The sequence below is a fragment of the Pseudomonas sp. NPDC089743 genome (genome assembly GCF_044748785.1).
Lineage (GTDB): Bacteria > Pseudomonadota > Gammaproteobacteria > Pseudomonadales > Pseudomonadaceae > Aquipseudomonas > Aquipseudomonas putida_X.
In genome coordinates this window covers 237,749-264,371 of sequence record NZ_JBIVGS010000007.1, presented here as the reverse complement: position 1 = coordinate 264,371, position 26,623 = coordinate 237,749, and the positions used below count along the sequence as shown (strand labels likewise).

Annotated in this window: 26 protein-coding genes; 18 read left to right on the top strand and 8 right to left on the bottom strand. The window is 63.9% G+C overall.

The window, feature by feature from the left end:
• Positions 1-97: 97 nt before the first annotated feature.
• The gene (locus ACIPZC_RS15430) at positions 98-2,365 is read right to left on the bottom strand and encodes a beta-galactosidase (RefSeq protein ID WP_400627849.1); all 2,268 of its coding nucleotides are present in this window, start codon (positions 2,363-2,365) and stop codon (positions 98-100) included.
• Between the two features lie 81 nt (positions 2,366-2,446).
• Complete coding sequence (gene dinG / locus ACIPZC_RS15425; protein ID WP_400627847.1) at positions 2,447-4,591, bottom strand: ATP-dependent DNA helicase DinG; 2,145 nt, start codon at positions 4,589-4,591, stop codon at positions 2,447-2,449.
• Between the two features lie 98 nt (positions 4,592-4,689).
• Between dinG and ACIPZC_RS15420 the strand changes: the two genes are divergently transcribed.
• Positions 4,690-5,154, top strand: coding sequence for a CopD family protein (locus ACIPZC_RS15420; protein WP_241804899.1), 465 nt, complete (start codon positions 4,690-4,692; stop codon positions 5,152-5,154).
• On the opposite strand, the gene ACIPZC_RS15415 is transcribed toward ACIPZC_RS15420, so the two are convergent.
• The 3 genes from ACIPZC_RS15415 to ACIPZC_RS15405 form a co-directional block, all read right to left on the bottom strand.
• Entirely contained in the window at positions 5,143-5,415 is a 273-nt protein-coding gene (locus ACIPZC_RS15415) for a DUF1145 domain-containing protein (protein ID WP_400627844.1), read from the bottom strand. The two genes, ACIPZC_RS15420 and ACIPZC_RS15415, sit on opposite strands and share 12 nt — an antisense overlap.
• Before the next feature lie 19 nt (positions 5,416-5,434).
• The gene (locus ACIPZC_RS15410; protein WP_400627842.1) at positions 5,435-6,148 is read right to left on the bottom strand and encodes an OmpA family protein; all 714 of its coding nucleotides are present in this window, start codon (positions 6,146-6,148) and stop codon (positions 5,435-5,437) included.
• Between the two features lie 87 nt (positions 6,149-6,235).
• The gene (locus tag ACIPZC_RS15405) at positions 6,236-6,928 is read right to left on the bottom strand and encodes an OmpA family protein (protein ID WP_241804896.1); all 693 of its coding nucleotides are present in this window, start codon (positions 6,926-6,928) and stop codon (positions 6,236-6,238) included.
• Positions 6,929-7,086: 158 nt separating this feature from the next.
• Between ACIPZC_RS15405 and ACIPZC_RS15400 the strand changes: the two genes are divergently transcribed.
• From ACIPZC_RS15400 to pdeM, 11 genes are all read left to right on the top strand, one after another.
• Positions 7,087-7,581, top strand: a complete 495-nt coding sequence (locus tag ACIPZC_RS15400; RefSeq protein WP_241804895.1) for a DUF6231 family protein — start codon at positions 7,087-7,089, stop codon at positions 7,579-7,581.
• 3 nt (positions 7,582-7,584) lie between these two features.
• Positions 7,585-8,061: a YchJ family protein gene (locus tag ACIPZC_RS15395; RefSeq protein WP_400627840.1), complete on the top strand. Its 477-nt coding sequence runs from the start codon at positions 7,585-7,587 to the stop codon at positions 8,059-8,061.
• Between the two features lie 2 nt (positions 8,062-8,063).
• The gene (locus ACIPZC_RS15390) at positions 8,064-8,540 is read left to right on the top strand and encodes an LEA type 2 family protein (RefSeq protein WP_400627838.1); all 477 of its coding nucleotides are present in this window, start codon (positions 8,064-8,066) and stop codon (positions 8,538-8,540) included.
• Between the two features lie 7 nt (positions 8,541-8,547).
• The gene (locus ACIPZC_RS15385; RefSeq protein ID WP_012313055.1) at positions 8,548-8,751 is read left to right on the top strand and encodes an SEC-C metal-binding domain-containing protein; all 204 of its coding nucleotides are present in this window, start codon (positions 8,548-8,550) and stop codon (positions 8,749-8,751) included.
• 172 nt (positions 8,752-8,923) lie between these two features.
• Entirely contained in the window at positions 8,924-11,365 is a 2,442-nt protein-coding gene (locus tag ACIPZC_RS15380; RefSeq protein WP_400627836.1) for a penicillin acylase family protein, read from the top strand.
• 106 nt (positions 11,366-11,471) lie between these two features.
• Positions 11,472-11,810 carry a hypothetical protein gene (locus ACIPZC_RS15375; RefSeq protein WP_400627834.1) on the top strand — a complete coding sequence of 113 codons (339 nt, stop codon included), beginning with the start codon at positions 11,472-11,474 and terminating at the stop codon, positions 11,808-11,810.
• Positions 11,811-11,917: 107 nt separating this feature from the next.
• Positions 11,918-12,934 carry a ligase-associated DNA damage response exonuclease gene (locus ACIPZC_RS15370; protein ID WP_241804890.1) on the top strand — a complete coding sequence of 339 codons (1,017 nt, stop codon included), beginning with the start codon at positions 11,918-11,920 and terminating at the stop codon, positions 12,932-12,934.
• Positions 12,931-14,592, top strand: coding sequence for an ATP-dependent DNA ligase (locus ACIPZC_RS15365; RefSeq protein WP_400627831.1), 1,662 nt, complete (start codon positions 12,931-12,933; stop codon positions 14,590-14,592). Before ACIPZC_RS15370 ends, ACIPZC_RS15365 begins: the two co-directional genes overlap by 4 nt.
• A gap of 97 nt (positions 14,593-14,689) precedes the next feature.
• Positions 14,690-15,805: a succinylglutamate desuccinylase/aspartoacylase family protein gene (locus tag ACIPZC_RS15360; protein WP_241804888.1), complete on the top strand. Its 1,116-nt coding sequence runs from the start codon at positions 14,690-14,692 to the stop codon at positions 15,803-15,805.
• A gap of 68 nt (positions 15,806-15,873) precedes the next feature.
• Positions 15,874-18,327 (top strand): ligase-associated DNA damage response DEXH box helicase, encoded by a 2,454-nt coding sequence (locus ACIPZC_RS15355; protein WP_400627829.1) that lies wholly within the window; start codon positions 15,874-15,876, stop codon positions 18,325-18,327.
• Positions 18,324-18,983, top strand: coding sequence for a ligase-associated DNA damage response endonuclease PdeM (gene pdeM / locus ACIPZC_RS15350; protein ID WP_400627827.1), 660 nt, complete (start codon positions 18,324-18,326; stop codon positions 18,981-18,983). The genes ACIPZC_RS15355 and pdeM overlap by 4 nt, the downstream gene beginning before the upstream one ends.
• A 13-nt stretch (positions 18,984-18,996) precedes the next feature.
• Here the strand turns inward: pdeM and ACIPZC_RS15345 are convergent, their stop codons facing one another.
• Together ACIPZC_RS15345 and dcd are read right to left on the bottom strand one after the other, a co-directional pair.
• Positions 18,997-19,224: a hypothetical protein gene (locus ACIPZC_RS15345; RefSeq protein WP_012313047.1), complete on the bottom strand. Its 228-nt coding sequence runs from the start codon at positions 19,222-19,224 to the stop codon at positions 18,997-18,999.
• 98 nt (positions 19,225-19,322) lie between these two features.
• Entirely contained in the window at positions 19,323-19,889 is a 567-nt protein-coding gene (gene dcd, locus ACIPZC_RS15340) for a dCTP deaminase (RefSeq protein WP_145187793.1), read from the bottom strand.
• A 329-nt stretch (positions 19,890-20,218) separates the two neighbouring features.
• Between dcd and ACIPZC_RS15335 the strand changes: the two genes are divergently transcribed.
• Positions 20,219-20,428, top strand: a complete 210-nt coding sequence (locus ACIPZC_RS15335) for a cold-shock protein (protein ID WP_016488765.1) — start codon at positions 20,219-20,221, stop codon at positions 20,426-20,428.
• Between the two features lie 157 nt (positions 20,429-20,585).
• Here ACIPZC_RS15335 and apbC read toward each other — a convergent pair whose 3' ends face one another.
• Positions 20,586-21,680, bottom strand: coding sequence for an iron-sulfur cluster carrier protein ApbC (gene apbC / locus ACIPZC_RS15330; protein WP_400627824.1), 1,095 nt, complete (start codon positions 21,678-21,680; stop codon positions 20,586-20,588).
• A 156-nt stretch (positions 21,681-21,836) separates the two neighbouring features.
• Between apbC and metG the strand changes: the two genes are divergently transcribed.
• From metG to ACIPZC_RS15305, 5 genes are all read left to right on the top strand, one after another.
• Positions 21,837-23,882 (top strand): methionine--tRNA ligase, encoded by a 2,046-nt coding sequence (gene metG, locus ACIPZC_RS15325; protein ID WP_400627822.1) that lies wholly within the window; start codon positions 21,837-21,839, stop codon positions 23,880-23,882.
• A 93-nt stretch (positions 23,883-23,975) separates the two neighbouring features.
• Positions 23,976-24,524, top strand: coding sequence for an Rnf-Nqr domain containing protein (locus ACIPZC_RS15320; protein ID WP_400627820.1), 549 nt, complete (start codon positions 23,976-23,978; stop codon positions 24,522-24,524).
• A complete protein-coding gene (locus tag ACIPZC_RS15315; RefSeq protein ID WP_400627818.1) occupies positions 24,521-25,504 on the top strand; it encodes an RnfABCDGE type electron transport complex subunit D in 984 nt (327 codons plus the stop codon). The genes ACIPZC_RS15320 and ACIPZC_RS15315 overlap by 4 nt, the downstream gene beginning before the upstream one ends.
• Complete coding sequence (locus tag ACIPZC_RS15310; protein WP_400627816.1) at positions 25,501-26,103, top strand: RnfABCDGE type electron transport complex subunit G; 603 nt, start codon at positions 25,501-25,503, stop codon at positions 26,101-26,103. Before ACIPZC_RS15315 ends, ACIPZC_RS15310 begins: the two co-directional genes overlap by 4 nt.
• Positions 26,096-26,620 carry an Rnf-Nqr domain containing protein gene (locus tag ACIPZC_RS15305; RefSeq protein WP_400627814.1) on the top strand — a complete coding sequence of 175 codons (525 nt, stop codon included), beginning with the start codon at positions 26,096-26,098 and terminating at the stop codon, positions 26,618-26,620. Before ACIPZC_RS15310 ends, ACIPZC_RS15305 begins: the two co-directional genes overlap by 8 nt.
• The last annotated feature ends 3 nt before the right edge of the window (positions 26,621-26,623 follow it).

Below are 26,623 nucleotides of genomic sequence, written 5' to 3'. Positions count from 1 at the left end.
CTCCGTTCGACCTTGCCGAAAAAGGGGGCATTGTTTCAGTAGTTGGCGGTTTTGCCTACTGGTCAAGGCGGGTTGATCACGCAGAAAAGCGCCCTTTTCAGGGCGCCTCTTCGGTTGCCGCGCCCGAGGTAGAGCCCTCTTTGTGCAACAGGCTGCTCAACTGACCAACGGCCTGCCGGTTACTCTTGCGCACCGCCTCGACAAAAGCCGGATACGGCATATCGGTGATCGCCACCAAGCCAAGGTGCCCGTTTTCGCCATCGAGCAAGCGCCCGCTGGCGGGCTGGTCGAGGTATTGGAACCAGTGGGCACCGACGATCATCGGCTGCGCCAATGCCGCCTTGAGGAAGTTGCCGTAGGCCGGCCCCCGCTCCTCTTCACGTGCCACTTCCACCGGCCCTGGCCAGAAAGGCCCACGGTCACGCGAACCGAACTGGAATTCGGACACCAGCACGGGCTTGTCCAGCTCGGCCAGGCGGGCGAAGTCGTAGCCGTCGTCGGGTTTGAGGGTATAGAAGTTGAAGCTCAGCACGTCGCAGAACTCGGCGCAGGCCTTGACCGCTTCGGGTGTGCTGACGGCAAAGCGCCCGCCCAGCAGAAGGTGGTTGGGCGCATGCCAGTTCAGCGAATCGGCGATGGTCTTGAAATAGGTTTCAGCGAACACCTGCTGAAAGTGCTGGTAATCGCGTTCGATCTCAGGGTGCTCGGGGTTGGGCAGCGGCGCCTCGAAGCCCGGGTCTTCCATCAACTCCCAGGCTTGCAGGTCGATGCCCCAGGCCTTGGACAGCCCCTGCTGGTTACGGTACTTGTCACGCAGCTGCTTGAGAAAAGCACGCTTGGCCGGCACATCGGTTGTCAGACGCAGGGTGCCATAGGCGAGGCCGTAACGGGCCTTCGGGTCGTTGCCAGGCGCAGCCCAGGCCAGCTCGTTGTCGGCGAAGTAACCGATCAGCCAGGGGTCATCCCGGTGGTCCCGTGCGGCGATGGCCACAGCACGCTCGGTGGCCATGGCGAAACGCGGATCGAACGGGTCGGGCATGCGCCCCCACCAGTCCATGCCTGTGCTGATGCTGGCATAGTCACCGACGATCGACAGCGGCAGTGTATAAGGCATGCGCTTGGCCTGGCCGAGCTCGGGGTCGCTCCAGTTGCCCAGGGTGTTGAAGCCCCAGGCCTGCAACCGGTCGAGCGTATGCGCCTGCCAACGAGCGCTGTCCAGCGCAGGCGGCGGGCAGGACGCGGCAGGTTGCGATTCGCCCTCCGGCGGGCAAGGCTTGCCATGGGCGCGGTAAATGTTGGCCGCATAGAAGTCGAACCAACGCCCTTTCTTGAAGTTGCGCCCCTGCGACGAGGCATTGCCATCATCGTTGTTGCTCTCGCCATAAAAGGCGCCGAGTGCGTCACCTTCGCCCGGTAACGCCTCGAACATGCCTTCGCGCCCTGCGACATAGGTACGCCCGCCATCGGCAGCCACGGCATTGACCCCCAGCGAGTAGAAGGGATGGCCATCGGGGGTTACCAGGTGCCAGCGGCCGTCACGCTTTTCGGTACGGAAGAAACCCTTGGCCTCGAACGCCGGCCCCGCCAGCAGGCCACCGTAGATGTCCAGTTGTTGCTTGTGATGCTCGGCCAGCCAGGCCTTGAGCTGTTGCTGCTCGCGGCTGTCGGCAGCCTTCAGTTGGTCATCGTTGACCACCTTTTCGGGCCAGCGGCTGCGGGTGGACTGGCCGTAAGCGTCGATCAGCGCGTGGTAGGCGGCCTGGTAGGCAAGGTCATCGTCCTGGATACCGACCTTCTCGATCAGCAGGTTCTGCGCAACCTTGGGGCCGGGAATGCTCAAGCTGACGGAAACCACCTGCTTGAGATCGACCTCACCGGCGCTGCTGGTCAGCAGCAACCGTTGCCCCTCATGGTTCCAGGGCATCGGTGGGCCGGCGCGCATGCCCTGGCTAAGGGGGGAACTGGCCTTGAGCGGCACCATGACCGTCTGCGCAGGCCCTGCCGGCAGGTCGATACGGCTGGTCAGAGTACGCCCGTCGCTGCCCAGCACCGTGACATCGACGGTCAGCGCCCAATCCATGGCACTTTGCAGGCGCAAGGTCAGAAACTGCCCAGCCGACCAATCCCATGCGCCACTCTGTGGGCTCAGGCGCAGGGTAGGCCGTTCAACCGGGTTGAACACCACCCGCCGCAACACCTCGCCTTCTGCGGTCTGTTCTGCGTTGTACTGCGGCATCCCGGCCCCTTCGGTCACCACATTGACGACCGAGGCCGGGCGCACGAAGCTGAACAGCGTCTGCTGCCCCGCCAGTGCAGATGCGCTGAACAACAAGGTGAGAACAGCAGGCAAGGTGCGGCGGATCATAGGGCTCAGGCTCTCCTGTGAGGCCCTCATGGGCCCCCGACAGCGTGGTGGACAACGGGCCGGCACATCATGCTCCGGCCTTCAGGAAATCTCCCGCCGGAAGGGCGGTAGCGCATTGAGAATAGCCTTGCCGTAGCGTTGGGTGACCAAACGCCGGTCAAGCAAGGTAATCACGCCCCGGTCCTGTTCGGTACGTAGCAGGCGACCACAGGCCTGGATCAGCTTCAACGATGCATCGGGCACGGCAATTTCCATGAAGGGGTTGCCACCGCGGGCCTCGATCCACTCGGCCAGTGCCGCCTCGACCGGATCGTCAGGCACGGCGAAGGGGATCTTGGCGATCACTACATGCTCGCAATAGGCACCCGGCAGGTCGACGCCCTCGGCGAAGCTGGCCAGACCGAACAACACACTGTGCTGGCCATCATCGACCCGCGCCTTGTGCTTGTTCAGGGTCTCTTGCTTGGACAGGTTGCCCTGGATCAGCACCAGCTTGCGCCAGTCGCGGTCCAGGCCGTCGAACACTTCCTGCATCTGCTTGCGCGAGGAAAACAGCACCAGCGCACCGCGGGCATCTTCGACGATGTTCGGCAGCTCGCGGATGATCGCAGCGGTATGCGCCGCGGCATCACGCGGGTCGGCCTTGAGGTCGGGCACCCGCAGCAGGCCGGCATCGCCATGCACGAACGGGCTGGGCACCACGCAGGTCACCGCATCGCGCGGCAGGCCCGAGCGCATGCGGAAACGGTCGAACTTGCCCAGCGCGGTCAGCGTCGCCGAGGTGACCAGCGCGCCATGGGCAACGCTCCACAGGCTACGCCGCAGCATTTCGGCTGCCAGAATGGGGCTGGCGTTGACCTCGATGTCGAACAGCGCCCCGCTTTCGGCCAGGGTCAACCAGCGGGCCATGGGCGGGCTGTCCTCTGGGTCCTCGGCCGTGAAGGCGGTCCACAGCTCCCAGTTGCCCTGGGCGCGGGTGACCAGGCTGCCGAACAAGGGATACCACTCTTCAGCCTGGTGGCTGGCGATACCGATGTTGACCTCGCCGTCCATGCCTTCCTTGAGCAGGTCGGCCAGGCGGGTGAACAGATCGTTGAGGCGGGCGAAGCCCTTTTTCAGCTCGATGCCGACTTCGCGAATCTGCTCGGGCACCACGCCGCCTTCGAAGCGATAGCGCGGGCGCTCTCGCCCCTCCACGTCTTCGCTGGGGCGGAAGTCGGCGACTTGCTCGCACAAGGTGAACATGAACTGTTGCTGGGTGCGGATTTCCCGCGCCAGCTCCGGCACCTGCTCGATCAGCTTACCCAGATCGCCCGGCAAAGGGTGCTGGGCCAGCAGCTTGGTCAGGTTCTTGGCAGTCTGCTCCAGCCAGTCGGCAGTGGAACGCAAACGCGAAAAGTGGGCGAAATGGCCGATGGCCTTGTCGGGCAGGTGGTGGCCTTCGTCGAACACGTACAGGGTGTCGCGCGGGTCAGGCAGCACCGCGCCGCCGCCCAGGGCCAGGTCGGCCAGGACCATGTCGTGGTTGGTGACGATCACGTCGACCTTACCCATGCCTTCGCGGGCCTTGTAGAACACGCACTGCTGGAAGTTCGGGCAGTGGCGGCCGGTACATTGGCTGTGGTCGGTGGTCAGCCGCGCCCAGTCCTGGTCTTCCAGGGCTTCGGGCCAGCTGTCACGGTCGCCGTCCCAACGATTGCCGGCGAGCTTCTCGATCATGCTGTTGAACAGCTTCTGGCTGCGCTCGTCGACCTCGATATGAAAGCCCTCTTCCTCGAACAGCTGTGCAGTGGCCGATTGCGCGTGGCCCTCCTGCAGCAGGATGTCGAGCTTGGACAGGCACAGGTAGCGGCCGCGGCCCTTGGCCAGGGCGAAGCTGAAGTTCAGACCGCTGCTGCGCATGAGGTCGGGCAGGTCCTTGAAGACGATCTGTTCCTGCAGGGCCACGGTCGCGGTGGCGATCACCAGGCGCTTGCCAGCCGCCTTGGCGGCCGGGATTGCGGCCAGGCTGTAGGCGACCGTCTTGCCGGTACCGGTGCCCGCCTCCACCGCGACCACGGCAGGCTCGCCCGCGCGGCGGCCTTCGTCGTCGCAGGCAATGTCGCCCAGGACCTTGGCCACTTCGGCGATCATCAGGCGCTGGCCATAACGCGGCTTGAGGCTCTTGGCTTCGAGAAAACGCGAGTAGGCGCCCTGAATGGTGGCTTTGAGTTCGTTGCTGATCATGGTCTGCAGGCGCCCGAAGGGCTGGATATATTTTCAGTGTTTCGCATGGGGCGGCTATCATACCCCGCTATTGCCCATTGTGCCGCATGGAGATCCGGATGCTTGCCTTTGCCCTCCCCTACACACTGCATGTCCTGGCCGCCCTTGTGTGGGTCGGCGGCATGTTCTTCGCCTGGCTGGTGCTGCGCCCTGCCACGGTTGCAGCCCTTGAGGGGCCTGCCCGGCTTCGGCTCTGGGTGGACGTTTTCCGACGTTTCTTCAGATGGGTCTGGCTGGCGATCGCCATTCTGGCGATAAGCGGTGTCGGCATGTTGCACCTGCGCTTCAACGGCTTCGAGACAGCCCCCAGGTATGTGCAGGTGATGATGGGGGGCGGGATCGCCATGTTCGCGCTGTTCATGCGGATCCAGGCACTGTTGCTGCCTGAACTCAAGGCTGCGGTGCAAGCCGAAGACTGGGCCGCAGGCGCTGCGGCGCTAGGCCGGATCCGGCGCCTGGTGGGGGCCAACCTCCTGCTGGGGTTGGCGGTGGTGGCGGTAGCCAGTTCGCGGTTACCGGCGTAGCAGTTCTGCCGGCCGCGGTATGGACATCACATGGAAAATGCCCGTCAGCAGTATCTGCAAACGATCGAACCAGCGGTGGCTGCGCCCACGCAAGCTGCCGTTGAAGAACAGCACTTCCAGAAAGTGCAGGCCCAGCAAAGCAATGCCCGCAGCAGTGATCAACAGGTTGAACGGCAGCGGCTGCGGCAGCATCAGGTTGAACATCACCACGCCCCAGAAAGCGATGGTAAGGGTCTTACCCAGGCCCAGAATGAATTTCATCTGCTGCTCCCATCGCTGCTCAGTTAAGGTGCAGGTCCACCCGCCGGTTGTGCGCACGGCCTTCTTCGGTGTCGTTTTCTGCCACCGGCTCGCTCGCCCCACGCCCCTCACTGGTCACCTTCTGCGGGGCCAGGCCCTGGCTGATCAGGTACTGTGCGACGCTGGCGGCACGCCGCTCGGAGAGGGCCTGGTTGTAACTGTCGGACCCGACATTGTCGGTATGGCCGACCACCTTGATCCGCGATACCCCCAGCTCATTGAGCCTGGGTAACAGGCTTTGCAGCCGTTGCTGGCTGCCCGCCGTCAAGTCGGCAGAGTCGAACGCGAACATCACCTGGCCCTGGTCGTCGAGGGAGATCACCTCGGGCTGCGGTTCGGGCGCAGGTTGGCTGGGCGGATACTGCGGCAGCGGGCAGCCCATATGGTCGACGGCGGTGCCGGCAGGCGTGTCGGGGCAACGGTCACGGCGATCGAACACGCCATCTTCATCTTCATCCCCATCCTGGGCGTAACAGATCAGGCCGCCGGCGATCACACCCAGGGCGCCACCGCCTGCAGCCCAGCTCGAGCTTTCTATAGCGCCCAGGCCGCCGCCCGCCAGCCCACCGAGCAGGCTGCAGATGGGCCAGGTCCGTTGATTGAGGGGCGCACTGCCGTCACTGTGGGTGGCGCAGCCTGCCAGCAGGCTGGAAACCACCAGCAACGGCAGCGCCGCCTTTGACATGACACTCATGATCAATGCTCCTGTGTCGTTGGCCGCAACCGGCCTACAGGAGTAAAGACGCGCCCGCGCCACTTCTCAAGGCGCAGGCGCACGCCGTCAGCGCTCGATCCTGATCTCGGTGCGACGGTTCATCGAACGCCCATCGGCTGTGGCGTTGTCCGCTACAGGCTGGGTTTCGCCGGCACCGACCACGGACACGAAGCTGGCGCGTGGCACCCCGCTCTCGACCAGGTAATCGGTCACCGAGTGGGCACGGCGCTCGGACAGGTTCTGGTTGTAACTGTCGGAGCCAACGCTGTCGGTATGACCGGTGACGCTCAGTCGAGCGCTCGGTGCTTCCTGCTTGAGGCGCGTGGCAATGGTGTTCAGGCGCTCCTTGTCGGCTGCGGTCAGGCGCGCAGAGTCGAACTCGAAGTGCACGTCACGGATGACGATGACTTCCTCTTTCTGCACCACGACTTCTTCGACCACGGGCGCCGGCTCGGGCGGGCAGCCATTGGCATCGACCTGCACACCACGAGGTGTGCCAGGGCACTTGTCACGGCTGTCCGGCACACCATCGCCATCCTCGTCGCCATCGCCCTTGGCCCAGCAATAGCCAGCTGCCAGGCCGCCGCCCAACAATGCACCCCAGCCAGCCCAGCTGGAGCTTTCGATGGCACCCAGGGCAGCACCGCCCACGCCCCCGACGGCAGCACACTTCGGCCAGTCGGTTTTTTGCAAACCTGCACAACCAGTCAACACACTGGTGAGCAGTACCAGGGGTATCGCTGTGCGTACTATGCTCATTTCGTAGCTTCTCCTAGGGGAATCGGCATAAGGCCGATCCATGGGAGTAAAGACCGCACATCTGATCCCTGCCAGCAATAAGCCACGACACGGTCATACGGCGCTTTGCCCACGGCCGACAGCCCGTTAGTCTTGGAAGACCTGAACGAGGATTGGCAATGACCGACGGTTTTTCCCAACGTACACCCCAGCAAGCCTTGGCGGCCCTGCTGGAGCGCTTCACCCCGCAACGTCTGCTGCTGGTAGGCACGCGCTTTCCTGCCTTGGAGGCCTTTGCCCAGGCACACCCGCAGGTGACGATCGAGACCTGCCAGCCAGGCGCGCTTGCAGCGCCTGTTGCCGCACAACGCTTCGACCTGGCATTACTGGTGGACTGCCTGGAGCACTTGCCCAAACGCACTGGCCTGGAGTTGTTGGGCGGCATCCGCAACCTCAACGCCAGCCGCGTCGCGGTGCTGGCCGACCTGCGCGCCTGTGGCTGGCAGGAAACCGATTTTTTTGCCTTGGCCCTGTCGGCCAGCGAGAAATTCCGCCGCGACGAGCAGGTCTTGAGCTTGTTCACCTATGATCTACATGACTACAAACAGGTCCCCGACTGGCTCAACGCCAGGTTCTGGGCCAACCCTGAAAACTTCGGCAAGTACTGGTGGTGATGAATGAGTGTCTCGGTTTGCCCCTGTGGCAGCGGTAACCTGCTGGACGCCTGCTGCGGGCACTACCATGCCGGCACCCCGGCGCCGGATGCCCAGGCACTGATGCGCTCGCGCTACAGCGCCTACGTGCTCGGCCTGATCGATTACCTGGTAGCCACCACCTTGCCAGCCCAGCGAAGCGGTCTGGATCGCAGCGCGATAGCGGCCTGGAGCGCACAGAGCACCTGGCTTGGCCTTGAAGTGGAGAACGCCGAGGTGCTCGGTGGCCAGCCCGAACATGCTTTTGTCACGTTCACTGCGCGCTGGCACGATCTGGAGGGTGATCACCAGCACCGCGAGCGCTCCGCCTTCGTGCAGCATGACGGGCGCTGGTACTTCATCGACCCGAGCGTAACGCTCAAGGCTGGCCGCAATGACCCCTGCCCCTGTAACAGCGGTCAGAAATTCAAGAAGTGCTGCGCCGGTTACGTGGGTAACTGAGGGTGATGGCCTTGGCCCGCCTGTTCCTGCTCAGCGCTGCGCTGACGTTGCTGGCAGGTTGCGCGATATGGGGCGACGATGACTGGCGCGACCCGCAGGTGCACCTGGTCAAGGTCGAGACAGTCAAGGCGCGCTTGCTGGAGCAGGAGTTCGTCTTGCACCTGCGTATCGACAACCCCAATGACAGCCGCCTGTTCATCCGCAACCTGGCGTATTCGGTCTGGCTCAACGATCTGATGCTGGTAGAGGATCAGGCCAGTATCTGGCGCAGTGTCGGCGGGCATGCCCGGCGCACCTTCAAGATCACCGCGCGGACCAACCTGTGGCGCCACCTCAAGCCGCTGGCCAAGCTGCTCAAGAGCGAACAACCGCTGCACTACCGCTTGCAAGGCGACCTCGAGACCGGGCTGATCATCCACCGGGACCTGCACTTATCGCGCAGTGGTGAGATAATCCCCAGTGATTTCATACCGGAGTAACCCTGCAATGACCCAACAACCCCATGTTCATGGCCCCGACTGCAACCACGGACACGATCATCACCATGATCACGACCATGGCCATGTGCACGGCCCGCATTGCAATCACGGCCATCAGGAGCCGGTTCGCAATGCTCTGAAAGACGTCGGCCGCAACGATCCATGCCCGTGCGGCAGCGAGAAGAAATTCAAGAAGTGCCACGGGGCCTGATCAAGCGCTAAGCGGCAAGCTTCAAGCTGCTGGAAAAAGCAGGCCCGCACCTGGTGCAGCTTGAAGCGACCGACCGCTGGTAAATAAAGCGTCCCCGCACCTTGCACGGCGCCTGCGCGCTCACTACCTTAGCGCCATTCGACCCCCGCCACGCCTTGCAGGAGCCTTTGTCATGGCCGCCCCCGTCCTTCCGCCCTTCCGCCCACGGTTCGCCGCCGCTGCCACGCTGCTCGGCATGCTCGCGCTTGCCGGTTGCCAGTTGGGCGGCTATCAGGACAGTGTGCCACCGACCACCGGCGTGCAGCCGCTCAAAGGCCTGGCGCAGAATGTTTCGGTACGCCGTAACGCCATGGGCGCACCGCTGATCGAAAGCAGCAGCTTCCATGACGCCCTGTTCAGCCTCGGCTATGTGCACGCCGGCGACCGTATCGAGCAAATGCTCGCCATGCGCCTGCTGGCCCAGGGCCGCCTGGCGGAACTGGCCGGAAGCGAGGCGCTGGACATCGACCGCCTGATGCGCGCTGCCAACCTCAAGCACAACGCCGCCGAGCTATACGCCGATGCTTCGCCCCGGCTCAAGCGCTTCTTCGAAGTCTACGCCCGCGGGGTCAATGCCTATCTGTTCCGCTACCGTGACAAATTACCGGCCAACCTCGCCAGCAGCGGCTACCGCCCCGAATACTGGAAGCCCGAGGATTCGGCGCTGGTCTTCAGCCTGTATGCCTTCAGCCAGTCAGTGAACCTGCAGGAAGAACTCAGTGCCCTGACCCTGGCGCAGAAGGTCGGCAGCGATAAGCTGCCCTGGCTACTGCCTGGCGCGCCAGACGAACCCCTGGCTGACGCTGAAGTGGAAAAGCTGAAGGGGCTGAACCTGAGCAGCCAACTACCGGGCCTGGCTGCGCTCGCAGCCGCCAGCCAGAAGCTCGCCGACCTCGACCTGCTCGGCAGCCCGGGGTCGGCCAACCTGGCCTTGGGCCCGCAACGCAGCCGCAGCGGCAAAAGCCTGTTGGCAAGCGACAGCCGCGCCGCCTGGGCCCTGAGCCCGGTGCAGATCCACACCGGCAAGTACCAGGTTGCAGGCCTGTCGCTGCCGGGCCTGCCCATCGTCCTGGCCGGCTACAACGGCAAGCTGGCCTGGAGCAGCAGCGCGGTAATGGCCGACAACCAGGACCTGTACCTGGAGCGGCTGCGCCATCAGGGCACCCAGGTCAGCTACTTGGCCGACGGCAAGTGGCTGCCCGCACGCGCACGCAGCGAAACCTTCTTCATCCGCGGCCAACGCCCGCTGCGCGAAGTGATGTACGACACCCGTCATGGCACCCTGCTCGCCCAGCCCGGCAGCCCCAGCCTAGGTCTGGCCCTGAACTTGCCGCAGCCCAAGGGTGATCGCAGCCTGGATGCGTTGTTCGACCTGACCCGAGCGCAAACCGTGGAACGCGCGTTCGACAGCACCCGCGAGGTCGCGGCGGTGGCGCTCAACTTCGTGTTCGCCGAACCTGAGCATATTGGCTGGCAGGTCAGCGGCCGCTACCCGAACCGCCGTGAGGGCCAGGGCCTGCTGCCATCCCCGGGATGGGAGGGTCGCTACGACTGGGACGGTTACGCCGACCCGATGCTGCACCCCTACGACCAGGACCCACCGAGCGGCTGGATCGCCCATGCCAACCAGCGCAGCTTGCCGCGCGGCTACGGCATGCAGTTGTCCAACACCTGGTATTACCCCGAACGCGCCGAGCGCCTTGGCGAGCTGGCCGGCAATGGCCGTCACGACAGCCGTAGCCTGATGGCCCTGCAGAACGACCAGCAGACGCTGCTGGCCGACAAGCTCAAGCAGATGTTCGACGCCCCAGGCATGGCCCAACCGCTCAAGCAAGCGATCGACGCCCTGCCTGCCGCCCAGCGCGACAAGGCCCGCGACGCGCTGGCCCGCCTCAAAGCGTTCGATGGTCGCCTGAGCCCGGTCTCAGCGGATGCCGCGCTGTATGAACTGTTCCTCCAGGAAGTGGCGCGCCAGACCTTCCTCGACGACCTCGGTCCGCAATCCAGCACTGCCTGGCAGGCGTTCGTCAGCAATGCGCGCCTGTCCTACTCGGCCCAGGCCGACCACCTGCTTGGCCGCGAAGACAGCCCGTTCTGGGATGATCGCAGCACGGCGCAAAAAGAAGACAAACCGGCCATTTTGGCCCGCAGCCTGGCCGCTGCCGTGGATGCCGGCAATGCCCAGCTGGGTGCCGACCGCCGCGCCTGGCAATGGGGCAAATTGCACCAATACCGTTGGCCTGCCCCTGCGTACCACGGCCTGGGCGATGCGCTGAGCCGCTCGCCCCAGGCGGCCGGCGGTGACTTCAGCACCGTGGCCCTGACGCCCTATGCGTGGGGCAGCGATTTCGACACGCACCTGCCGGCCTCGGCGCGCATGATCGTCGACTTCGGCCAGGCAGAACCCCTACAGGTACTGACCAGTACTGGGCAATCCGGTAACCCGGCCAGCGCCCACTACAGCGACGGGCTCGATGCCTGGTTCAAGGGCCGGTTCATGAGCCTGCCACTCCAGCCGCAGCATTTTGCCCGGGCCTATGGCAACCAGCGGCTGACCCTGGTACCCGGACGATAGGTCCGGTTTCCATCTGCATCCCTGCCGCCTCGCTGCTTAGCATCCCTTCTTGCCGCGCTCGTTCACACCGCGAGTGCGGTCAACCCATCAAAGAAGGATGTTCAGCATGAGCAAAGAAACCCTGACGATCGAAGTGTCCTGGCCTGCATCGCTGGCCGTACCGGAGGGCAGCACCATTGATCTTCAGCTGTGGGCCGGCAACGAGCAAGCAGGCTACAGCATGATCGACGGCGAGTTCTCGACGCCAGCGACCACGTCGCCAGTTACCCTTGAAATCTCTTACGACAGCCAAGACCTGCAGAGCCAGGACGGCACCACCACTTGGGAATACTTCCATACCTCCCCAAGGCTGGTGCAGGGTGGCTTCATCAAGAACATTGCCCACGCCGAAAAAATCAGCGTGGCGCAGACCAAAGGCGCGGCCTGGAAAATGGCGCTGCGCTGAATAGCCCCACAGCCAGCCCTGCGCTGCAGGGTTGGCTACCAACACCACGCGAACTTCCACGTCCCGCTGATGCTCTGAGCCTGTAAGCCCTCTTGCCAGGCATCGCCATGGACCTCGTCATCGCCCGCCCCGAAGGCCTGTACTGCCCACCCGGTGATTTCTACATCGACCCTTGGCGGCCGGTGGAGCGCGCCATCATCACCCACGGCCATGGCGATCATGCCCGTCGTGGCAATACACATTACCTGACCGCCGCCCCTGGGGCCGGCATCCTGCGCAGCCGCCTGGGCCAGGATATCGACCTGCAGGCCCTGCCCTACGGCGAGCGCATCCGCCACCACGGCGTCACCCTGAGCTTGCACCCTGCCGGGCACGTGCTGGGCTCGGCACAGGTACGCCTGGAACATGACGGCGAAGTCTGGGTTGCCTCCGGGGACTACAAGGTCGAGCCGGATGCTACCTGTGCGCCGTTCGAGCCGGTGCGCTGCCACACCTTCATCACCGAGTCGACCTTCGGCCTGCCCATCTACCGCTGGCCCAGCCAGGCCGAGGTATTTGCGGGGGTGAATGAATGGTGGCGGGCCAATCGCGACCAAGGCAAGGCCAGCGTGTTGTTCTGCTATGCCTTCGGCAAGGCCCAGCGAATACTGCATGGCCTGGATCCGAGCATCGGGCCGATCCTGGTACACGGCGCAGTAGAGCCACTGAACCAGGTATACCGAGAGGGCGGTGTACATCTGCCACAAACCCTCTATGCCGGTGATGTTCCCCGTAATGACCCGCTCATGCGCCAGGCCATCGTCTTGGCGCCCCCTTCTGCTGCCGGCAGCAGCTGGATGCGTCGCTTCGGTGATTACAGCGACGCCTTCGCCAGTGGCTGGATGCTGCTGCGCGGCACGCGACGCCGGCGCGGCGTAGACCGCGGTTTCGTACTTTCCGACCATGCAGACTGGCCGGGGCTGCTATGGGCCATCGAACAGACAGGGGCCGAGCGCGTCATGGTCACCCATGGTTCGGTCAACGTGCTGGTGCGCTACCTCAGTGAGCGGGGCCTGGACGCGCGAGCGTTCGTTACCGAGTACGGTGAAGAGGATGACACGCCAGCCACGGAAGCCGAGGCATGAAGGCCTTTGCCCAGCTGTACCTGCGCCTGGATGCCACGACCTCCAGCAATGCCAAGCTGCAAGCATTGCGCGAGTACTTTGCCGCAGCGCCCGCCGAGGATGCCGCCTGGGCTGTGTATTTTCTTTCCGGTGGCCGGCCACGGCAGTTGGTCCCCACCCGGGTGCTGCGCGAACTGGCAACGGCATTGGCCGGGCTGCCGGGCTGGTTATTCGAAGAAAGCTACCAGGCCGTGGGCGACCTGGCGGAGACCATCTCTTTGTTGCTGCCTGAAAACCAGCAAGGTAGCGACAGCGGGCTGGCCTACTGGGTCGAAGCCCATCTGCTGCCATTGCGTGGGCTGCCCGCCGAAGAGGTCCAACAGCGCCTACCGCCACTGTGGGCACAGTTGGATCGCCCCAGCCTGATGCTGTGCCTGAAGCTGATCACCGGCAGCTTTCGCGTGGGCGTGTCCAAGCTGCTGGTCACCCGGGCACTGGCGCAACTGGCCGGGCTGGATGCCAAACGCATAGCGCAGCGCCTGGTCGGCTATACCGACATCAGCCATCGCCCCACAGCCAACAGTTACCACACGCTGGTCGCTGCTGAATCGGCCGATGAACATAGCCAACGGGGTGGCCAACCTTACCCGTTCTTCCTGGCCCATGCCCTGCAGGCCCCGATCGGACAGTTCGACGCCCTGCTCGGCCCGCCCAGCGCCTGGCAGATCGAATGGAAGTGGGATGGCATCCGCGCCCAAGTGGTCAAGCGCGACGGCCATGTCTGGGTGTGGTCACGCGGCGAAGAACTGGTCACCGAGCGCTTCCCGGAGCTGCACAGCCTGGCGCAGAACCTTCCCGACGGCGTTGTGCTCGACGGTGAGATCCTGGTCTGGAAGCCTGATGCCAGCGGCGACCAGGCACTGGCCGTGCAACCGTTTGCACTGCTGCAGCAGCGCATTGGCCGCAAGACGCTGGGCAAGAAGCTGCTCGCCGATGCTCCGGTGGTACTGCAAGCCTACGATTTGCTGGAGTGGCAAGGCGAAGACTGGCGAAACCGCCCCCAACATGAGCGCCGCCAGCAATTGCAGCGTCTGGTCGACGCCTACCCCTTGGCCCCGGTACTGCTTTCGCCTCTGCTCGAAGGGGCGGACTGGCACGCGCTTGCCATCCAGCGCGAACGATCGCGCAGCCTGGGCGTCGAGGGCCTGATGCTCAAGCAGCGCGATGCGCTGTACGGGGTGGGCCGGACCAAGGATATGGGGGTGTGGTGGAAGTGGAAGATCGACCCGCTCAGCGTGGATGCCGTGCTGATCTATGCCCAGCGCGGCCACGGCCGACGCGCCAGCCTTTACAGTGACTACACCTTCGCGGTGTGGAACGCACCACCCGGCGACCCTGAGCGTGCCCTGGTACCTTTTGCCAAGGCCTATTCGGGCCTGAGCGATGAAGAAATGCGCAAGGTCGATGCAATCATTCGCAAGACCACGGTGGAGACCTTCGGGCCGGTGCGCAGCGTCAAGCCAACGCTGGTGTTCGAACTGGGGTTCGAAGGCATCGCCCTGTCTAAACGGCACAAGAGCGGGATAGCCGTGCGTTTTCCGCGCATGCTGCGCTGGCGCCTGGATAAACCTGTGGAGGAGGCCGATGACCTGGCGACCCTGCAAGCGCTGCTGGCCTGAAGAAGCCAACACGGTGAAGCATACTGGCTAAAATTATGCTTCTATCTTTGTGCCGACCCGTGTCGCAGACCGTTTTCGCCACGCAGCCAGGACCACCATGCACCATTCGACACACGACCTGCTCTCGCCCGTACCGGGCATCATTCGCCAACTCCACAGCTTCCACTTCGGCCCCCGCGGTGGCGCCAAGGTGTACATACAGGCCTCGCTGCATGCCGATGAGTTACCCGGCATGCTGGTGGCCTGGCACCTCAAGCGTCGCCTGGCCGAACTGGAGCAGCAAGGGCGCCTGCGCCGCGAAATCGTCCTGGTGCCGGTGGCCAACCCGGTAGGCCTGGAGCAAGTGATGCTGGACGCACCACTGGGTCGTTTCGAATTACAGAGCGGCGAGAACTTCAACCGCAACTTCGTCGACCTTTCCGACGCCATCGGCGACCAGGTAGAGGGCCACCTGACCCAGGATGCCGACCACAACCGTACCTTGATTCGCGAGTACCTGCGCCGTGGCCTGGACGCACATCCGGCACACACACCGCTGCAGTCCCAGCGCCTGACCCTGCAGCGGCTGGCCTGCGATGCCGACCTGATCCTGGACCTGCACTGCGACTTCGAGGCGGTAGAGCACCTCTACACCACCCCGGAAGCCTGGCCTCAAGTAGAGCCGCTGGCCCGCTACCTGGGTGCCCAGGCCAGCTTGCTGGCCACCGATTCCGGCGGGCAGTCGTTCGACGAATGCTTCAGCCTGGTCTGGTGGCAGTTGCAGCAACGCTTCGGCAAGCGCTTCCCGATCCCATTGGGTAGCGTGTCGGTAACGGTCGAGTTGCGTGGCCAGGCCGATGTCAGCCATGACCTGGCCAGCCATGACTGCCAGGCGATCCTCGATTACCTGATTCACGCCGAAGTCATCGAAAGCCCTGCAGCGCCCTTGCCCCCCCTGCCCCGCGCCGCGACGCCCCTGGCTGCCGTAGAACCGATCTCGGCCCCGCTCGGTGGGCTGCTGGTGTACCACGCCCGCCCCGGTCAGTACCTTGAGGCAGGGCAACTGGTCGCGGAGGTCATCGACCCGCTCAGCGACCGGGTGACGGCCGTGCGCAACCGCCAGCCTGGCCTGCTGTATGCCCGCAGCGTTCGGCGCATGGCCACGACGGGCATGGTCATCGCCCATGTCGCCGGTGAACAGGTGTGTCGCAGCGGTTACCTGCTGGCCAACTGACCCGGTAAAACCAAACCACCGGGCCGATGGTCAGTAGAAGCACAACCTTCGAAGGACCCGACGGCCCGATGCCAAGCCCTCCTGACATTGCCAATGCCTGGTTTCGCATGCGCAGCTGGACGCCCTTCGCCTTCCAGCGGCAAACCTGGGCGGCGGTCGAGCGTGGCGAGTCGGGGCTGCTGCATGCCAGTACCGGCGCCGGCAAGACCTACGCCCTGTGGCTGGCCGCACTGCGCGCCTTCGCCAAGCAGGGCGCAGGGCGGCAGCCGGCGCCATTGCAGGTCTTGTGGATTACCCCCATGCGCGCGCTGGCGGCCGATACCGCACGCGCCTTGCAAGCGCCGCTGGACGACCTTGGCCTGAACTGGAGTGTCGGCGTGCGCAGCGGCGACACCGGCAGCGCCGAGCGCGCCCGCCAGGCCCGGCGCCTGCCGAGTACATTGATCACCACCCCCGAGAGCCTGACCCTGCTATTGACGCGGGCCAAGGCCTGCGATGATTTCGCCAGCCTGCGCATGGTCGTGGTGGATGAATGGCACGAGCTGCTCGGCAACAAGCGCGGCGTACAGTTGCAATTGGCCCTCGCCCGTTTGCGTCGCTGGCAACCGCAACTGGTGACCTGGGGGCTGTCTGCCACCTTGGGCAACCTGCCGCATGCACTCGAGGTGCTGGTGCCCAACGGTGGCCGGCTGATAAAGGGCCGCCAGGACAAGCGCCTGGTAGTCGACACACTCCTGCCCGAGGCCATCGAACGCTTTCCCTGGGCAGGGCACATGGGGCTGAAGATGCTCGCTCAGGTCGCCCGGGAGCTCGACACCAGCGCCAGCAGCCTGGTATTCACCAACACCCGTGCCCAAGCCGAGCTGTGGTACCAGGCCCTGCTTGACGCCCGTCCCGACTGGGCTGGGCAAATTGCCCTGCACCACGCCTCGCTGGCCCGCGCAACCCGCGACTGGGTGGAACTGAGCCTCAAGCAGGGCACGCTCAAGGCCGTGATCTGCACCTCCAGCCTGGACCTGGGTGTGGACTTCTTGCCCGTGGAACGGGTGTTGCAAATTGGCTCGGCCAAGGGCGTCGCCCGCCTGATGCAACGGGCTGGGCGCTCCGGGCACGCGCCGGGGCGCCAGTCACGGGTCACCCTGGTGCCGACGCACAGCCTGGAGCTGGTCGAGGCCGCAGCCGCACGCAGTGCAATTGCGGCAGGCCATATCGAGGCCCGACGCTCCCCGCGGCTGTGCATGGATGTGCTGGTTCAGCACTTGGTCAGCATGGCGCTGGGCTGCGGCTTTCGCCCCGCTGAGCTACTCACCGAGGTACGCAGCACCTGGGCCTTCGGCGATTTACGCGACAGCCAGTGGCAGTGGGCATTGGATTTTGTCTGCCACGGCGGCAGCTCGCTCGGCGCCTACCCCGATTACCAGCGCGTCGAGGCCCACAGCGATGGTATCTGGCGGGTCGTCAGTGAGCGGCTGGCGCGGCGTCACCGCATGGGCATCGGCACCATCGTCAGCGACGCCAGCCTGCAGCTCAAGTATTGGAGCAAAGGCGGCGGTGGCAAGCATCTGGGAAGTGTCGAGGAAGCCTTTATCGCCCGCCTGCGCCCGGGCGATACCCTGGTGTTCGCCGGGCGGATACTCGAGCTTGTCAGGGTGGAAAACATGACCGCCTATGTACGCCGCAGCACTGCCCGCAAAGCCGCTGTAGCGCGCTGGAATGGCGGGCGCATGCCGCTGTCCAGCGAGCTGGCCGATGCCCTGGTGGAAAAACTCGACGCCGCAGCCCACGGCCATTTCGACGACCCTGAAATGCGCACCGTGCAGCCCTTGCTCGCACTCCAAGGGCAATGGTCGGCCTTGCCCACCACGCAAACGCTGCTGGCCGAAACCCTTGCCACACGCCAAGGCTGGCACCTGTTCGTCTACCCGTTCGCCGGCCGCATGGCCAACCTTGGCCTGGCCAACCTGATTGCCTGGCGGGTCAGCCGCAACCAGCCGCTTTCGGTATCCATTGCCGTCAGCGACTACGGCTTCGAACTGCTTAGCCCAGCCCCTGTGGACTGGGCGAGCCACCTGCCCGCAGCGCTGTCCACCGAGCACCTGCTGGACGATGTACTGGCCAGCCTGAACGCCAGTGAAATGGCCTTGCGGCGCTTTCGCGAAATCGCCCAGATCTCCGGGCTGGTGTTCGGCGGGTACCCTGGCGCGCAGAAAAGCACCCGGCAGATCCAGGCTTCCAGCGGGCTGTTCTACGAGGTATTTCGCAAACATGACGCCGATAACCTGCTGCTTGGCCAGGCGCGCGATGAGGTACTGCGTGAGGAACTGGAGATCGAACGCTTGCAAGATCAATTGGCGAAAATGAGCAAGCTGCGCCTGGATGTGCGTGAGCTTCGACGGCCCGGGCCCTTGGCTTTCACCCTCCTGGTCGAAGGTATGCGTGAGACCCTGAGCACAGAAAAGCTGGCCGATCGCATTGCGCGCATGGTGGCGGACCTCGAAAAAGCCGCAGGCACGAAAGCATGAGCAAGCACCTGACCATCGAGCATTGCGGGCAAACGCTGTGGCTGATGCCAGACCGCGCGCTCTATTGGCCGGCACGCCGCGCATTGCTGGTCGCGGACGTGCATATCGGCAAAGCCGCCAGCTACCGCGCGCTGCATCAACCCGTGCCGCGCGGCACCACCGAAACCACACTCAAGCGCCTGGACGCGCTGCTGGCAGCCTGTGACTGCGAGCAGTTGATCATTCTTGGCGACTTCTTGCATGCCCGAACTGCCCAGGCGCCTGCCACCATGGCGCAGATGAAGGCTTGGCGAGAACAGCACAGTGGTTTGCGCATCGTGCTGGTACGCGGTAACCACGACCGCCATGCCGGTGATCCTCCAGCCGACCTGAATATCGAGGTAGCAGAAGAACCTTGGCTGCTGGCACCGTTCGCGCTTCAGCACGAACCGGTCGCCCACCCCGAACACCCCGTGCTGTGCGGCCATGTGCACCCGGTATTCGTCCTGCGCGGCCGCGCTCGCCAGCGGCTCAGGCTGCCCTGCTTCCTGATGGACCAGCAGGTCAGCCTGTTACCGGCGTTCGGCGAGTTCACCGGGGGATGGAATGTCGAACCCAGGCAAGAGAGCCGTATCTATCTTGCGGGCACAGACCAGGTCTGGGCCCTGCAAGGGTGATGTCATCGAGGGTTCATGCCACCGGCGCAGGCGGAGGTTCGTCGGGCAGGGTTGGCTCACCCGGCTCCATCGGCGGGGTGTCGCCAGGTTGAGCCGGTTGCGGGGTATCCGGGTCGGGCTGACCTGGTACTCCGCCCAGATGCATGGGAGCCGGGTGGGCCAGCAGGGACCACGCCAGCAAGCCGATCTGGTTGGGCTGCAGGACAGCCAGCTTCGCACTGATTGCGGGATCGAGTTTCATGGGCAACTCCTGACAAGGGCCGCCACGCTTCATGCATGGCGGCACTGTTCACTAGCTTGGAGTGCCCGAGCGAAAACTAATTCCCCGCGCTCGTCGGCTCAGGTGCGTGGCAGGGTGACGCCGCGCTGGCCCTGGTACTTGCCACCACGGTCTTTATACGACACTTCGCATTCTTCGTCGGATTCGAGGAAGAGCATCTGCGCCACGCCTTCGTTGGCGTAGATCTTGGCCGGCAAGGTGGTGGTGTTGGAGAACTCCAGCGTCACGTGGCCTTCCCACTCTGGCTCGAGCGGGGTGACGTTGACGATGATGCCGCAGCGGGCATAGGTGCTCTTGCCCAGACAGATGGTCAGGACATTGCGCGGAATGCGGAAGTATTCGACGGTGCGGGCCAGGGCAAAGGAGTTCGGCGGGATGATGCAGACATCGCTCTTGATGTCGACGAAGCTGCCGGCGTCGAAGTTTTTCGGGTCGACGGTGGCCGAGTTGATGTTGGTGAACACCTTGAATTCATCGGCGCAGCGCACGTCGTAACCGTAGCTGGAGACGCCGAACGAGATCACCCGGCTGTCGTGCTCGCCGCGCACCTGGCGCTCGACGAACGGCTCGATCATGCCGTGTTCCTGCGCCATGCGGCGAATCCACTTGTCCGATTTGATGCTCATGGCGGGGGTGTCCTGAGAGTTGCGAGGTGAAAAAACGAGAAGCGCATATTACCGGTCCCGGCGCTCAGGTTAAAGTTCCATACCGTATCCCGCGCCAGACGGGGCTTGCGGCCGCCGCCGATCCGAATTTCATCAAAGGCTGTTTTGGAGATTGGCAGGTCGTGGAAAGTGGGTTAAGGTGACGCCACTGTGCTGCACGTGACACCGAGAATCTCTAGTTTGATGCACGATCCTGATCGCACCATCGCTGAATTTTCTGCTCTCTTTGCACTCAGTCCCGGCCAGGGTTTTTCCTGACCGTTATCTACTTTGTCCAAGGAGACAGAAAAATGTCCAACCGTCAATCCGGTACCGTTAAGTGGTTCAACGATGAGAAAGGCTACGGCTTCATCACCCCTCAGTCGGGCGACGATCTGTTCGTACACTTCAAAGCCATCCAAGCTGACGGCTTCAAAACCCTGAAAGAAGGCCAGGCTGTTACTTTCGTCGCTACCCGCGGCCAGAAAGGCATGCAGGCTGAAGAAGTTCAAATCGCCTAAGTCGATTTAGCTTCCTAGCTTTCAAAAGAACCCGCCATCAGGCGGGTTTTTTTTATGCCTTGGAAAAGGCGCTGCAGGCCATTGTGACCGCGGGTCAGTGCCGCCGAAGGGCTGCAAGGCAGCCCTGCCAAAACGGCGGCAGCACTGTACCGGGGTATCAATCTTCGCTGATGGTAATGCTCGGCATCGCGGGCGCAGCCGCTTCCTGCAATACGATCCGCGCCCCAACCTGGCGCGCCAGTTCCTGGTAAACCATGGCGATCTGGCTTTGTGGCTCGGCAATCGCAGTCGGCTTGCCGCTGTCGGCCTGCTCACGGATCAGCATCGACAAGGGCAGTGAAGCCAACAGTTCCACCCCATACTGCGCCGCCAGCTTCTCGCCACCACCTTCACCGAACAGGTGCTCGGCATGGCCGCAATTGGAGCAGATGTGCACCGCCATGTTCTCGACCACGCCCAGCACCGGGATGCTGACCTTGCGGAACATCTCCACGCCTTTCTTCGCATCCAGCAGCGCCAGGTCCTGCGGCGTGGTAACGATCACCGAGCCTGCCACTGGAACCTTCTGCGCCAGCGTCAGCTGGATATCGCCGGTACCCGGCGGCATGTCGATCACCAGGTAATCGAGGTCATCCCAGGCAGTCTGGGTCACCAGTTGCAGCAGCGCACCAGAAACCATCGGGCCACGCCATACCATGGGTGTGTTGTCATCGGTGAGGAACGCCATCGACATGATTTCAACCCCATGCGCCCTGATCGGCACGAACCACTTCTGCTCGCGAATCTGCGGCCGCGTGCCTTCGGCGATACCGAACATCACGCCCTGGCTGGGGCCGTAGATATCGGCGTCGAGGATGCCCACTCGTGCCCCTTCGCGGGCCAGGGCCAAGGCCAGGTTGGCGGCGGTGGTCGACTTGCCGACACCGCCCTTGCCCGAGGCCACGGCGACGATGTTCTTGACGTTGGCCATGGCCGGCACCTGGGCCTGAGCCTTGTGCGCGGCGACCACGCAGTCGATCGTTACCTGGGCCGAGCTGACACCGTCAAGGTTCTCGATCGCGGTCTGCAGCACCTGCGCCCAGCCATTTTTGAACAAACCGGCGGCATACCCCAGCTGCAGCTGCACAGCGACCTGCCCGCCCTGGATGTCGATGGCACGCACACAGCCGGCGCTGACAGGGTCCTGGTTCAGATAAGGGTCGGTGTACTGACGAAGCACGCCTTCGACGGCGGCACGGGTGACGGCACTCATGGAGGCTCCCATTGGCATACGATTAGTCGAACAGGCGCCTATCCTAACCCGTCAATCGTCAGCCGTTGCGCCCATGGGGTGAAATATATTCGCCAGCCCTTTATAGTGGCCGATCACCTTCAATTTACCCCGAGCCAGATAAGTAGCCGAGCCACCATGTCCGAGCCACGTCAGATTCTCGTCACCAGCGCCCTGCCCTATGCCAATGGGTCCATCCACCTTGGCCATATGCTCGAGTACATCCAGACGGATATGTGGGTTCGCTTCCAGAAATTGCGCGGCAACCAGTGCATCTATGTCTGTGCCGATGACGCCCACGGTTCGGCCATCATGCTGCGCGCCGAAAAGGAAGGCATCACGCCAGAGCAACTGATTGCCAACGTCCAGGCCGAGCACAGCACCGACTTTGCCGACTTCCTGGTGGATTTCGACAATTTCCACTCCACCCACAGCGAAGAAAACCGCGAACTGTCGAGCCTGATCTACTCGCGCCTGCGCGACGCCGGTCACATTGCCACCCGTTCGGTCACCCAGTACTTCGACCCTGAAAAGGGCATGTTCCTGGCCGACCGCTTCATCAAGGGCACCTGCCCCAAGTGCGCGGCCGAGGATCAGTACGGCGACAACTGTGAAAAATGCGGCGCCACGTACGCCCCGACCGAGCTGAAAAACCCCAAGTCGGCCATCTCCGGGGCCACCCCGGTACTGCGCGACTCGCAGCATTTCTTCTTCAAGCTGCCGGACTTCCAGGCCATGCTGCAGCAGTGGACCCGCAGCGGCACCCTGCAGGATGCGGTGGCCAACAAGCTCGCCGAATGGCTGGATGCCGGCCTGCAGGAATGGGATATCTCGCGTGATGCGCCGTACTTCGGCTTCGAGATCCCCGGCGAGCCGGGCAAGTACTTCTATGTCTGGCTGGATGCGCCGATCGGCTACATGGCCAGCTTCAAGAACCTCTGCGCGCGCCGCCCGGAGCTGGATTTCGATGCGTTCTGGAACAAGGACTCCAAAGCCGAGCTGTACCACTTCATCGGCAAGGACATCGTCAACTTCCACGCCCTGTTCTGGCCTGCCATGCTCGAAGGCGCAGGCCTGCGCAAGCCGACAGCGGTCAACGTGCACGGCTACCTGACCGTCAACGGCGCGAAGATGTCGAAATCGCGCGGCACCTTCATCAAGGCCCGCACCTACCTGGATCACTTGCAGCCCGAATACCTGCGCTACTACTACGCCGCCAAACTTGGGCGCGGCGTCGACGACCTGGACCTCAACCTTGAGGACTTCGTGCAGAAGGTCAACTCCGATCTGGTCGGCAAGGTGGTCAACATCGCCAGCCGCTGCGCAGGCTTCATCCACAAAGGCAACGACGGCGTGATGGTTGCCGGCGACGCTGCCCCGGAGCTGACCGAGGCCTTCCTGGCTGCTGCCCCGAGCATCGCCGACGCTTATGAAGCCCGCGACTTTGGCCGTGCCATGCGCGAAATCATGACCCTGGCCGACCGCGCCAATGCATGGATCGCCGACAAAGCGCCCTGGTCGCTGGCCAAGCAGGAAGGCAAGCAGGACGAAGTGCAGGCGATCTGTGCCCAGGGCATCAACCTGTTCCGCCAGCTGGTGATCTTCCTCAAGCCGGTATTGCCGGTGCTGGCTACCGACGCCGAGGCGTTCCTGAATGTTGCGCCGCTGGCCTGGGACGACCACCTGTCGCGCCTGGAAAACCACACGCTCAACCCGTTCAAACCCCTGATGAGCCGCATAGAACCTGCCAAGGTCGAAGCCATGATTGCCGCCAGCAAGGAAGACCTGCTGGCAGCCGAAGGCCAAGCCCAGGCGCCGGCCGGCAATGGCGAACTGGCCAAGGACCCGCTGTCGGCAGAGATCGAATTCGACACCTTCGCGGCCGTCGACCTGCGCGTGGCGCTGATCGTCAAGGCCGAAGCGGTGCCAGGTGCCGACAAGCTGCTGCAACTGACCCTGGACATCGGTGACGAACGCCGCAACGTGTTCTCGGGTATCAAGTCGGCTTACCCTGACCCATCCCTGCTCGAAGGCCGGCTGACCATGATGGTTGCCAACCTCAAGCCACGGAAAATGCGCTTTGGCATTTCCGAGGGCATGGTCATGGCAGCAGGCCCTGGCGGTGAAGAAATCTACCTGCTCAGCCCTGACAGTGGCGCAAAACCAGGCCAGCGTATCAAGTAACCTCCCCCAAGCCCCGGCCTCACCGCCGGGGCTTTTTCATCCCCCTAGCGCTTCGCCGGACAGCGCAGGTGATTCACGGCTATCGTCATTTGAATGAACGACTATGTCCTGATGCTGATCAGTGCCGCACTGGTCAGCCACCTGTTTTTGCGACGACAGCCTGCCTCCCGGCTGCGGGTCCATGTATGCGGCCTGGCCGGCGCGCTGTCGATCATGTTGGCAGTCACCGGCGGCCAATTGCTCGAACACCTGATCGTGGCGCCCTGGAAACTGCAGCACCTGCGTCTGTTCCTGCTGCTGCCCTGGCAGGCACTACTGGCGTGGGGCATCCCCCAGACGCTTGCCAGGCTGCGGCCGCAATGGCCCACACAGGGCCTCGCGTGGCCGATAGTGGGGAATGCCGTGGTGCTGGGCATGGCGCTGCAGGTTGTAGGTGAACAGCGCGAATGGCAAGCCACGCTGAGCTGGGCTGTTCTGGCCGGGCTCGGCTTCTGGCTGGTCCTGGCGTTGTTTGACGACCTCAATCAGCGCAGCGAACACGCACAGGTGCCAGAGGCACTGCGCGGGTTACCCATCGCGCTGCTTGGTGCAGGTGTGATGGGCATGGCGCTCTCTGGCCTCAACGGGATGTTCACGCAATGAGCCCGACCCTGGCATCCCCTGACCCTCGCCTGCGCCATGCCATGGGCCTGGTCTTGTTGGCCTGCCTGCCTGGCCTGCTGGCTTCGCTCTGGCTACTGGGCTGGGGCCTGCTCTGGAGCCTGGCGCTGTGTGCAATCACCGCCGTTTGCTGCGAGGCGGTAGCGCTTGCGTTGCGCAATCAGCCGGTCACATCGGCGTTGAGTGACGGCAGCGCCCTGGTCACTGCAGTGCTGCTGGCCCTCGCCCTGCCCACTGGGGCGCCGTGGTGGTTGCCGATGGTTGCAGCGGGGATGGCCATAGGCCTGGGCAAGCAAGCGTTCGGCGGGGCCGGCCATAACGTGTTCAACCCGGCGATGGTTGGGTACGCCTTCGTGGTGCTGAGCTTTCCACTGCAGATGAACCACTGGCCAGCGCACGCACCAGGCTTCAGCGCCAGCCTGCAGCTGGTCTTCGCCAACGGCGAGCAGATCGACGCGTGGGCCGGCCCCACGGCACTCGACGGCCTCAGGCACAACCGCAGCCTGACCATCGATGAGCTGTTTGCCAGCCACCCAGGCTTCGGCAACGTTGGCGGCCATGGCAGCGAATGGGTCAATCTGGCGTTCTTGTTGGGTGGGCTGTTTCTGTTGCAGCGCAAGGTATTCAGTTGGCATGCGCCAGTGGGTTTGCTGGCCGGATTGTCTCTATTCAGCCTGCTGGCCTGGAATGGCTCCGGCTCGGACACGAACGGCTCACCGCTGCTGCACCTGCTCAGCGGTTCGACCATGCTGGCAGCGTTTTTCATTGCCACGGAACCTGTTTCCGGCCCGAAGACCGAGCTCGCCCGACTGCTGTTCGGGCTGGGCGCCGGGGCACTGATCTACCTGATCAGGACTTGGGGTAGTTACCCCGATGGTACCGCTTTCGCCATCCTGCTGATGAACCTTGCGGTACCCTCCCTGGACCGCCTGGCCTCAAGGTATCGGCAGGTGAGGCCATGAGGCGACCCGTGCGCAGTGTATTGATACTGCTGGTAGTGGCCGGCCTGGCACTGGCGAGCACGCTGGCCTGGCAGCGCTGGACCCGCGCGCCCATCGCCGAGGCCGAGAAACAATTTTACGCACGCAGGTTCCTCTCGGTGCTGGCACCGCAGAGCTATGACAACCAGCCACTGAGCAACGCGGTGTCACTCCCGGCAGAGCAACCGCCGCATAGCCGCATAATGGCCGCCTACCGCGCCGAACGCGGCACGACCCCCGTGGCCGTCGTACTGATTAGCCAGGTCCAGGGTTACGCCGCCCCCATTCGGTTGACCATTGCCATAAGCGCGCAAGGCCGACTGATAGGCACGCAAGTCATCGAACAGCAGGAAAGCCCTGGGCTGGGAGGACGCATCAACGATCCCCAGGTGAACTGGCTGGGGCAGTTCGCCAACCGTCGCCTGGAGGATCGTTGGGCAATCAAGCGTGACCAGGGTGATTTCGACCAACTGGCCGGCGCAACGGTCACTTCGCGTGCGGTGATCCAGGCACAGCAGGATGCCCTGCGCTACTTCGACCAACATCGCGCACGTCTACTCGGAACGCTCAACCATGACTAGGTACTGGCTGCTGGTAGCCGGCCTTGCGCCTGTCCTCGGCGCTACACGTACGCTCCCTCAAGCCGCCGTCATCGGCGCCAGCATGCTGGTGCTTACGGTGCTGCACCAGGCCTTGCTGGCCGTTGTGCGCCCCAGGCTCGAAGGTCGCCTGTACACACTGGCAAGCCTGCTACTGCTAGCGGCCCTCGCCAGCTGCCTGCAGATGGCATTGCGAGCCTGGGCATTACCGCTTGCGCTGGCGATGGGTTACTTCCCGGCGCTGATTTGCCTGCAGTGCCTGGTTACGGACCACCTGTTGGTAGAGAAGGACCGGTGGCGTCAACTTTGCCTACAGATGGTCGGCCTGATGGGCCTGTGCCTGTTGCTCGGCGTTATCCGCCAATGGCTGACCGAGGGGCTGGGCATTGCGTCGGCCAGCCTGGCGCCCGGCGCACTGATACTGCTCGGTGTGCTGCTGGCCTTGTACAATCGTCTACGCCCGGGCCCCGCCCTCTCACGTCGTCAAGGAAAGCGTTGACCC

Bases quoted from the DNA above. Each gene is read 5' to 3' on its own strand.
- ACIPZC_RS15430 (WP_400627849.1), bottom strand. From the start codon at position 2,365: ATGATCCGCCGCACCTTGCCTGCTGTTCTCACCTTGTTGTTCAGCGCA.
- dinG (WP_400627847.1), bottom strand. From the start codon at position 4,591: ATGATCAGCAACGAACTCAAAGCCACCATTCAGGGCGCCTACTCGCGT.
- ACIPZC_RS15420 (WP_241804899.1), top strand. From the start codon at position 4,690: ATGCTTGCCTTTGCCCTCCCCTACACACTGCATGTCCTGGCCGCCCTT.
- ACIPZC_RS15415 (WP_400627844.1), bottom strand. From the start codon at position 5,415: ATGAAATTCATTCTGGGCCTGGGTAAGACCCTTACCATCGCTTTCTGG.
- ACIPZC_RS15410 (WP_400627842.1), bottom strand. From the start codon at position 6,148: ATGAGTGTCATGTCAAAGGCGGCGCTGCCGTTGCTGGTGGTTTCCAGC.
- ACIPZC_RS15405 (WP_241804896.1), bottom strand. From the start codon at position 6,928: ATGAGCATAGTACGCACAGCGATACCCCTGGTACTGCTCACCAGTGTG.
- ACIPZC_RS15400 (WP_241804895.1), top strand. From the start codon at position 7,087: ATGACCGACGGTTTTTCCCAACGTACACCCCAGCAAGCCTTGGCGGCC.
- ACIPZC_RS15395 (WP_400627840.1), top strand. From the start codon at position 7,585: ATGAGTGTCTCGGTTTGCCCCTGTGGCAGCGGTAACCTGCTGGACGCC.
- ACIPZC_RS15385 (WP_012313055.1), top strand. From the start codon at position 8,548: ATGACCCAACAACCCCATGTTCATGGCCCCGACTGCAACCACGGACAC.
- ACIPZC_RS15380 (WP_400627836.1), top strand. From the start codon at position 8,924: ATGGCCGCCCCCGTCCTTCCGCCCTTCCGCCCACGGTTCGCCGCCGCT.
- ACIPZC_RS15375 (WP_400627834.1), top strand. From the start codon at position 11,472: ATGAGCAAAGAAACCCTGACGATCGAAGTGTCCTGGCCTGCATCGCTG.
- ACIPZC_RS15370 (WP_241804890.1), top strand. From the start codon at position 11,918: ATGGACCTCGTCATCGCCCGCCCCGAAGGCCTGTACTGCCCACCCGGT.
- ACIPZC_RS15365 (WP_400627831.1), top strand. From the start codon at position 12,931: ATGAAGGCCTTTGCCCAGCTGTACCTGCGCCTGGATGCCACGACCTCC.
- ACIPZC_RS15360 (WP_241804888.1), top strand. From the start codon at position 14,690: ATGCACCATTCGACACACGACCTGCTCTCGCCCGTACCGGGCATCATT.
- ACIPZC_RS15355 (WP_400627829.1), top strand. From the start codon at position 15,874: ATGCCAAGCCCTCCTGACATTGCCAATGCCTGGTTTCGCATGCGCAGC.
- pdeM (WP_400627827.1), top strand. From the start codon at position 18,324: ATGAGCAAGCACCTGACCATCGAGCATTGCGGGCAAACGCTGTGGCTG.
- ACIPZC_RS15345 (WP_012313047.1), bottom strand. From the start codon at position 19,224: ATGAAACTCGATCCCGCAATCAGTGCGAAGCTGGCTGTCCTGCAGCCC.
- dcd (WP_145187793.1), bottom strand. From the start codon at position 19,889: ATGAGCATCAAATCGGACAAGTGGATTCGCCGCATGGCGCAGGAACAC.
- ACIPZC_RS15335 (WP_016488765.1), top strand. From the start codon at position 20,219: ATGTCCAACCGTCAATCCGGTACCGTTAAGTGGTTCAACGATGAGAAA.
- apbC (WP_400627824.1), bottom strand. From the start codon at position 21,680: ATGAGTGCCGTCACCCGTGCCGCCGTCGAAGGCGTGCTTCGTCAGTAC.
- metG (WP_400627822.1), top strand. From the start codon at position 21,837: ATGTCCGAGCCACGTCAGATTCTCGTCACCAGCGCCCTGCCCTATGCC.
- ACIPZC_RS15320 (WP_400627820.1), top strand. From the start codon at position 23,976: ATGAACGACTATGTCCTGATGCTGATCAGTGCCGCACTGGTCAGCCAC.
- ACIPZC_RS15315 (WP_400627818.1), top strand. From the start codon at position 24,521: ATGAGCCCGACCCTGGCATCCCCTGACCCTCGCCTGCGCCATGCCATG.
- ACIPZC_RS15310 (WP_400627816.1), top strand. From the start codon at position 25,501: ATGAGGCGACCCGTGCGCAGTGTATTGATACTGCTGGTAGTGGCCGGC.
- ACIPZC_RS15305 (WP_400627814.1), top strand. From the start codon at position 26,096: ATGACTAGGTACTGGCTGCTGGTAGCCGGCCTTGCGCCTGTCCTCGGC.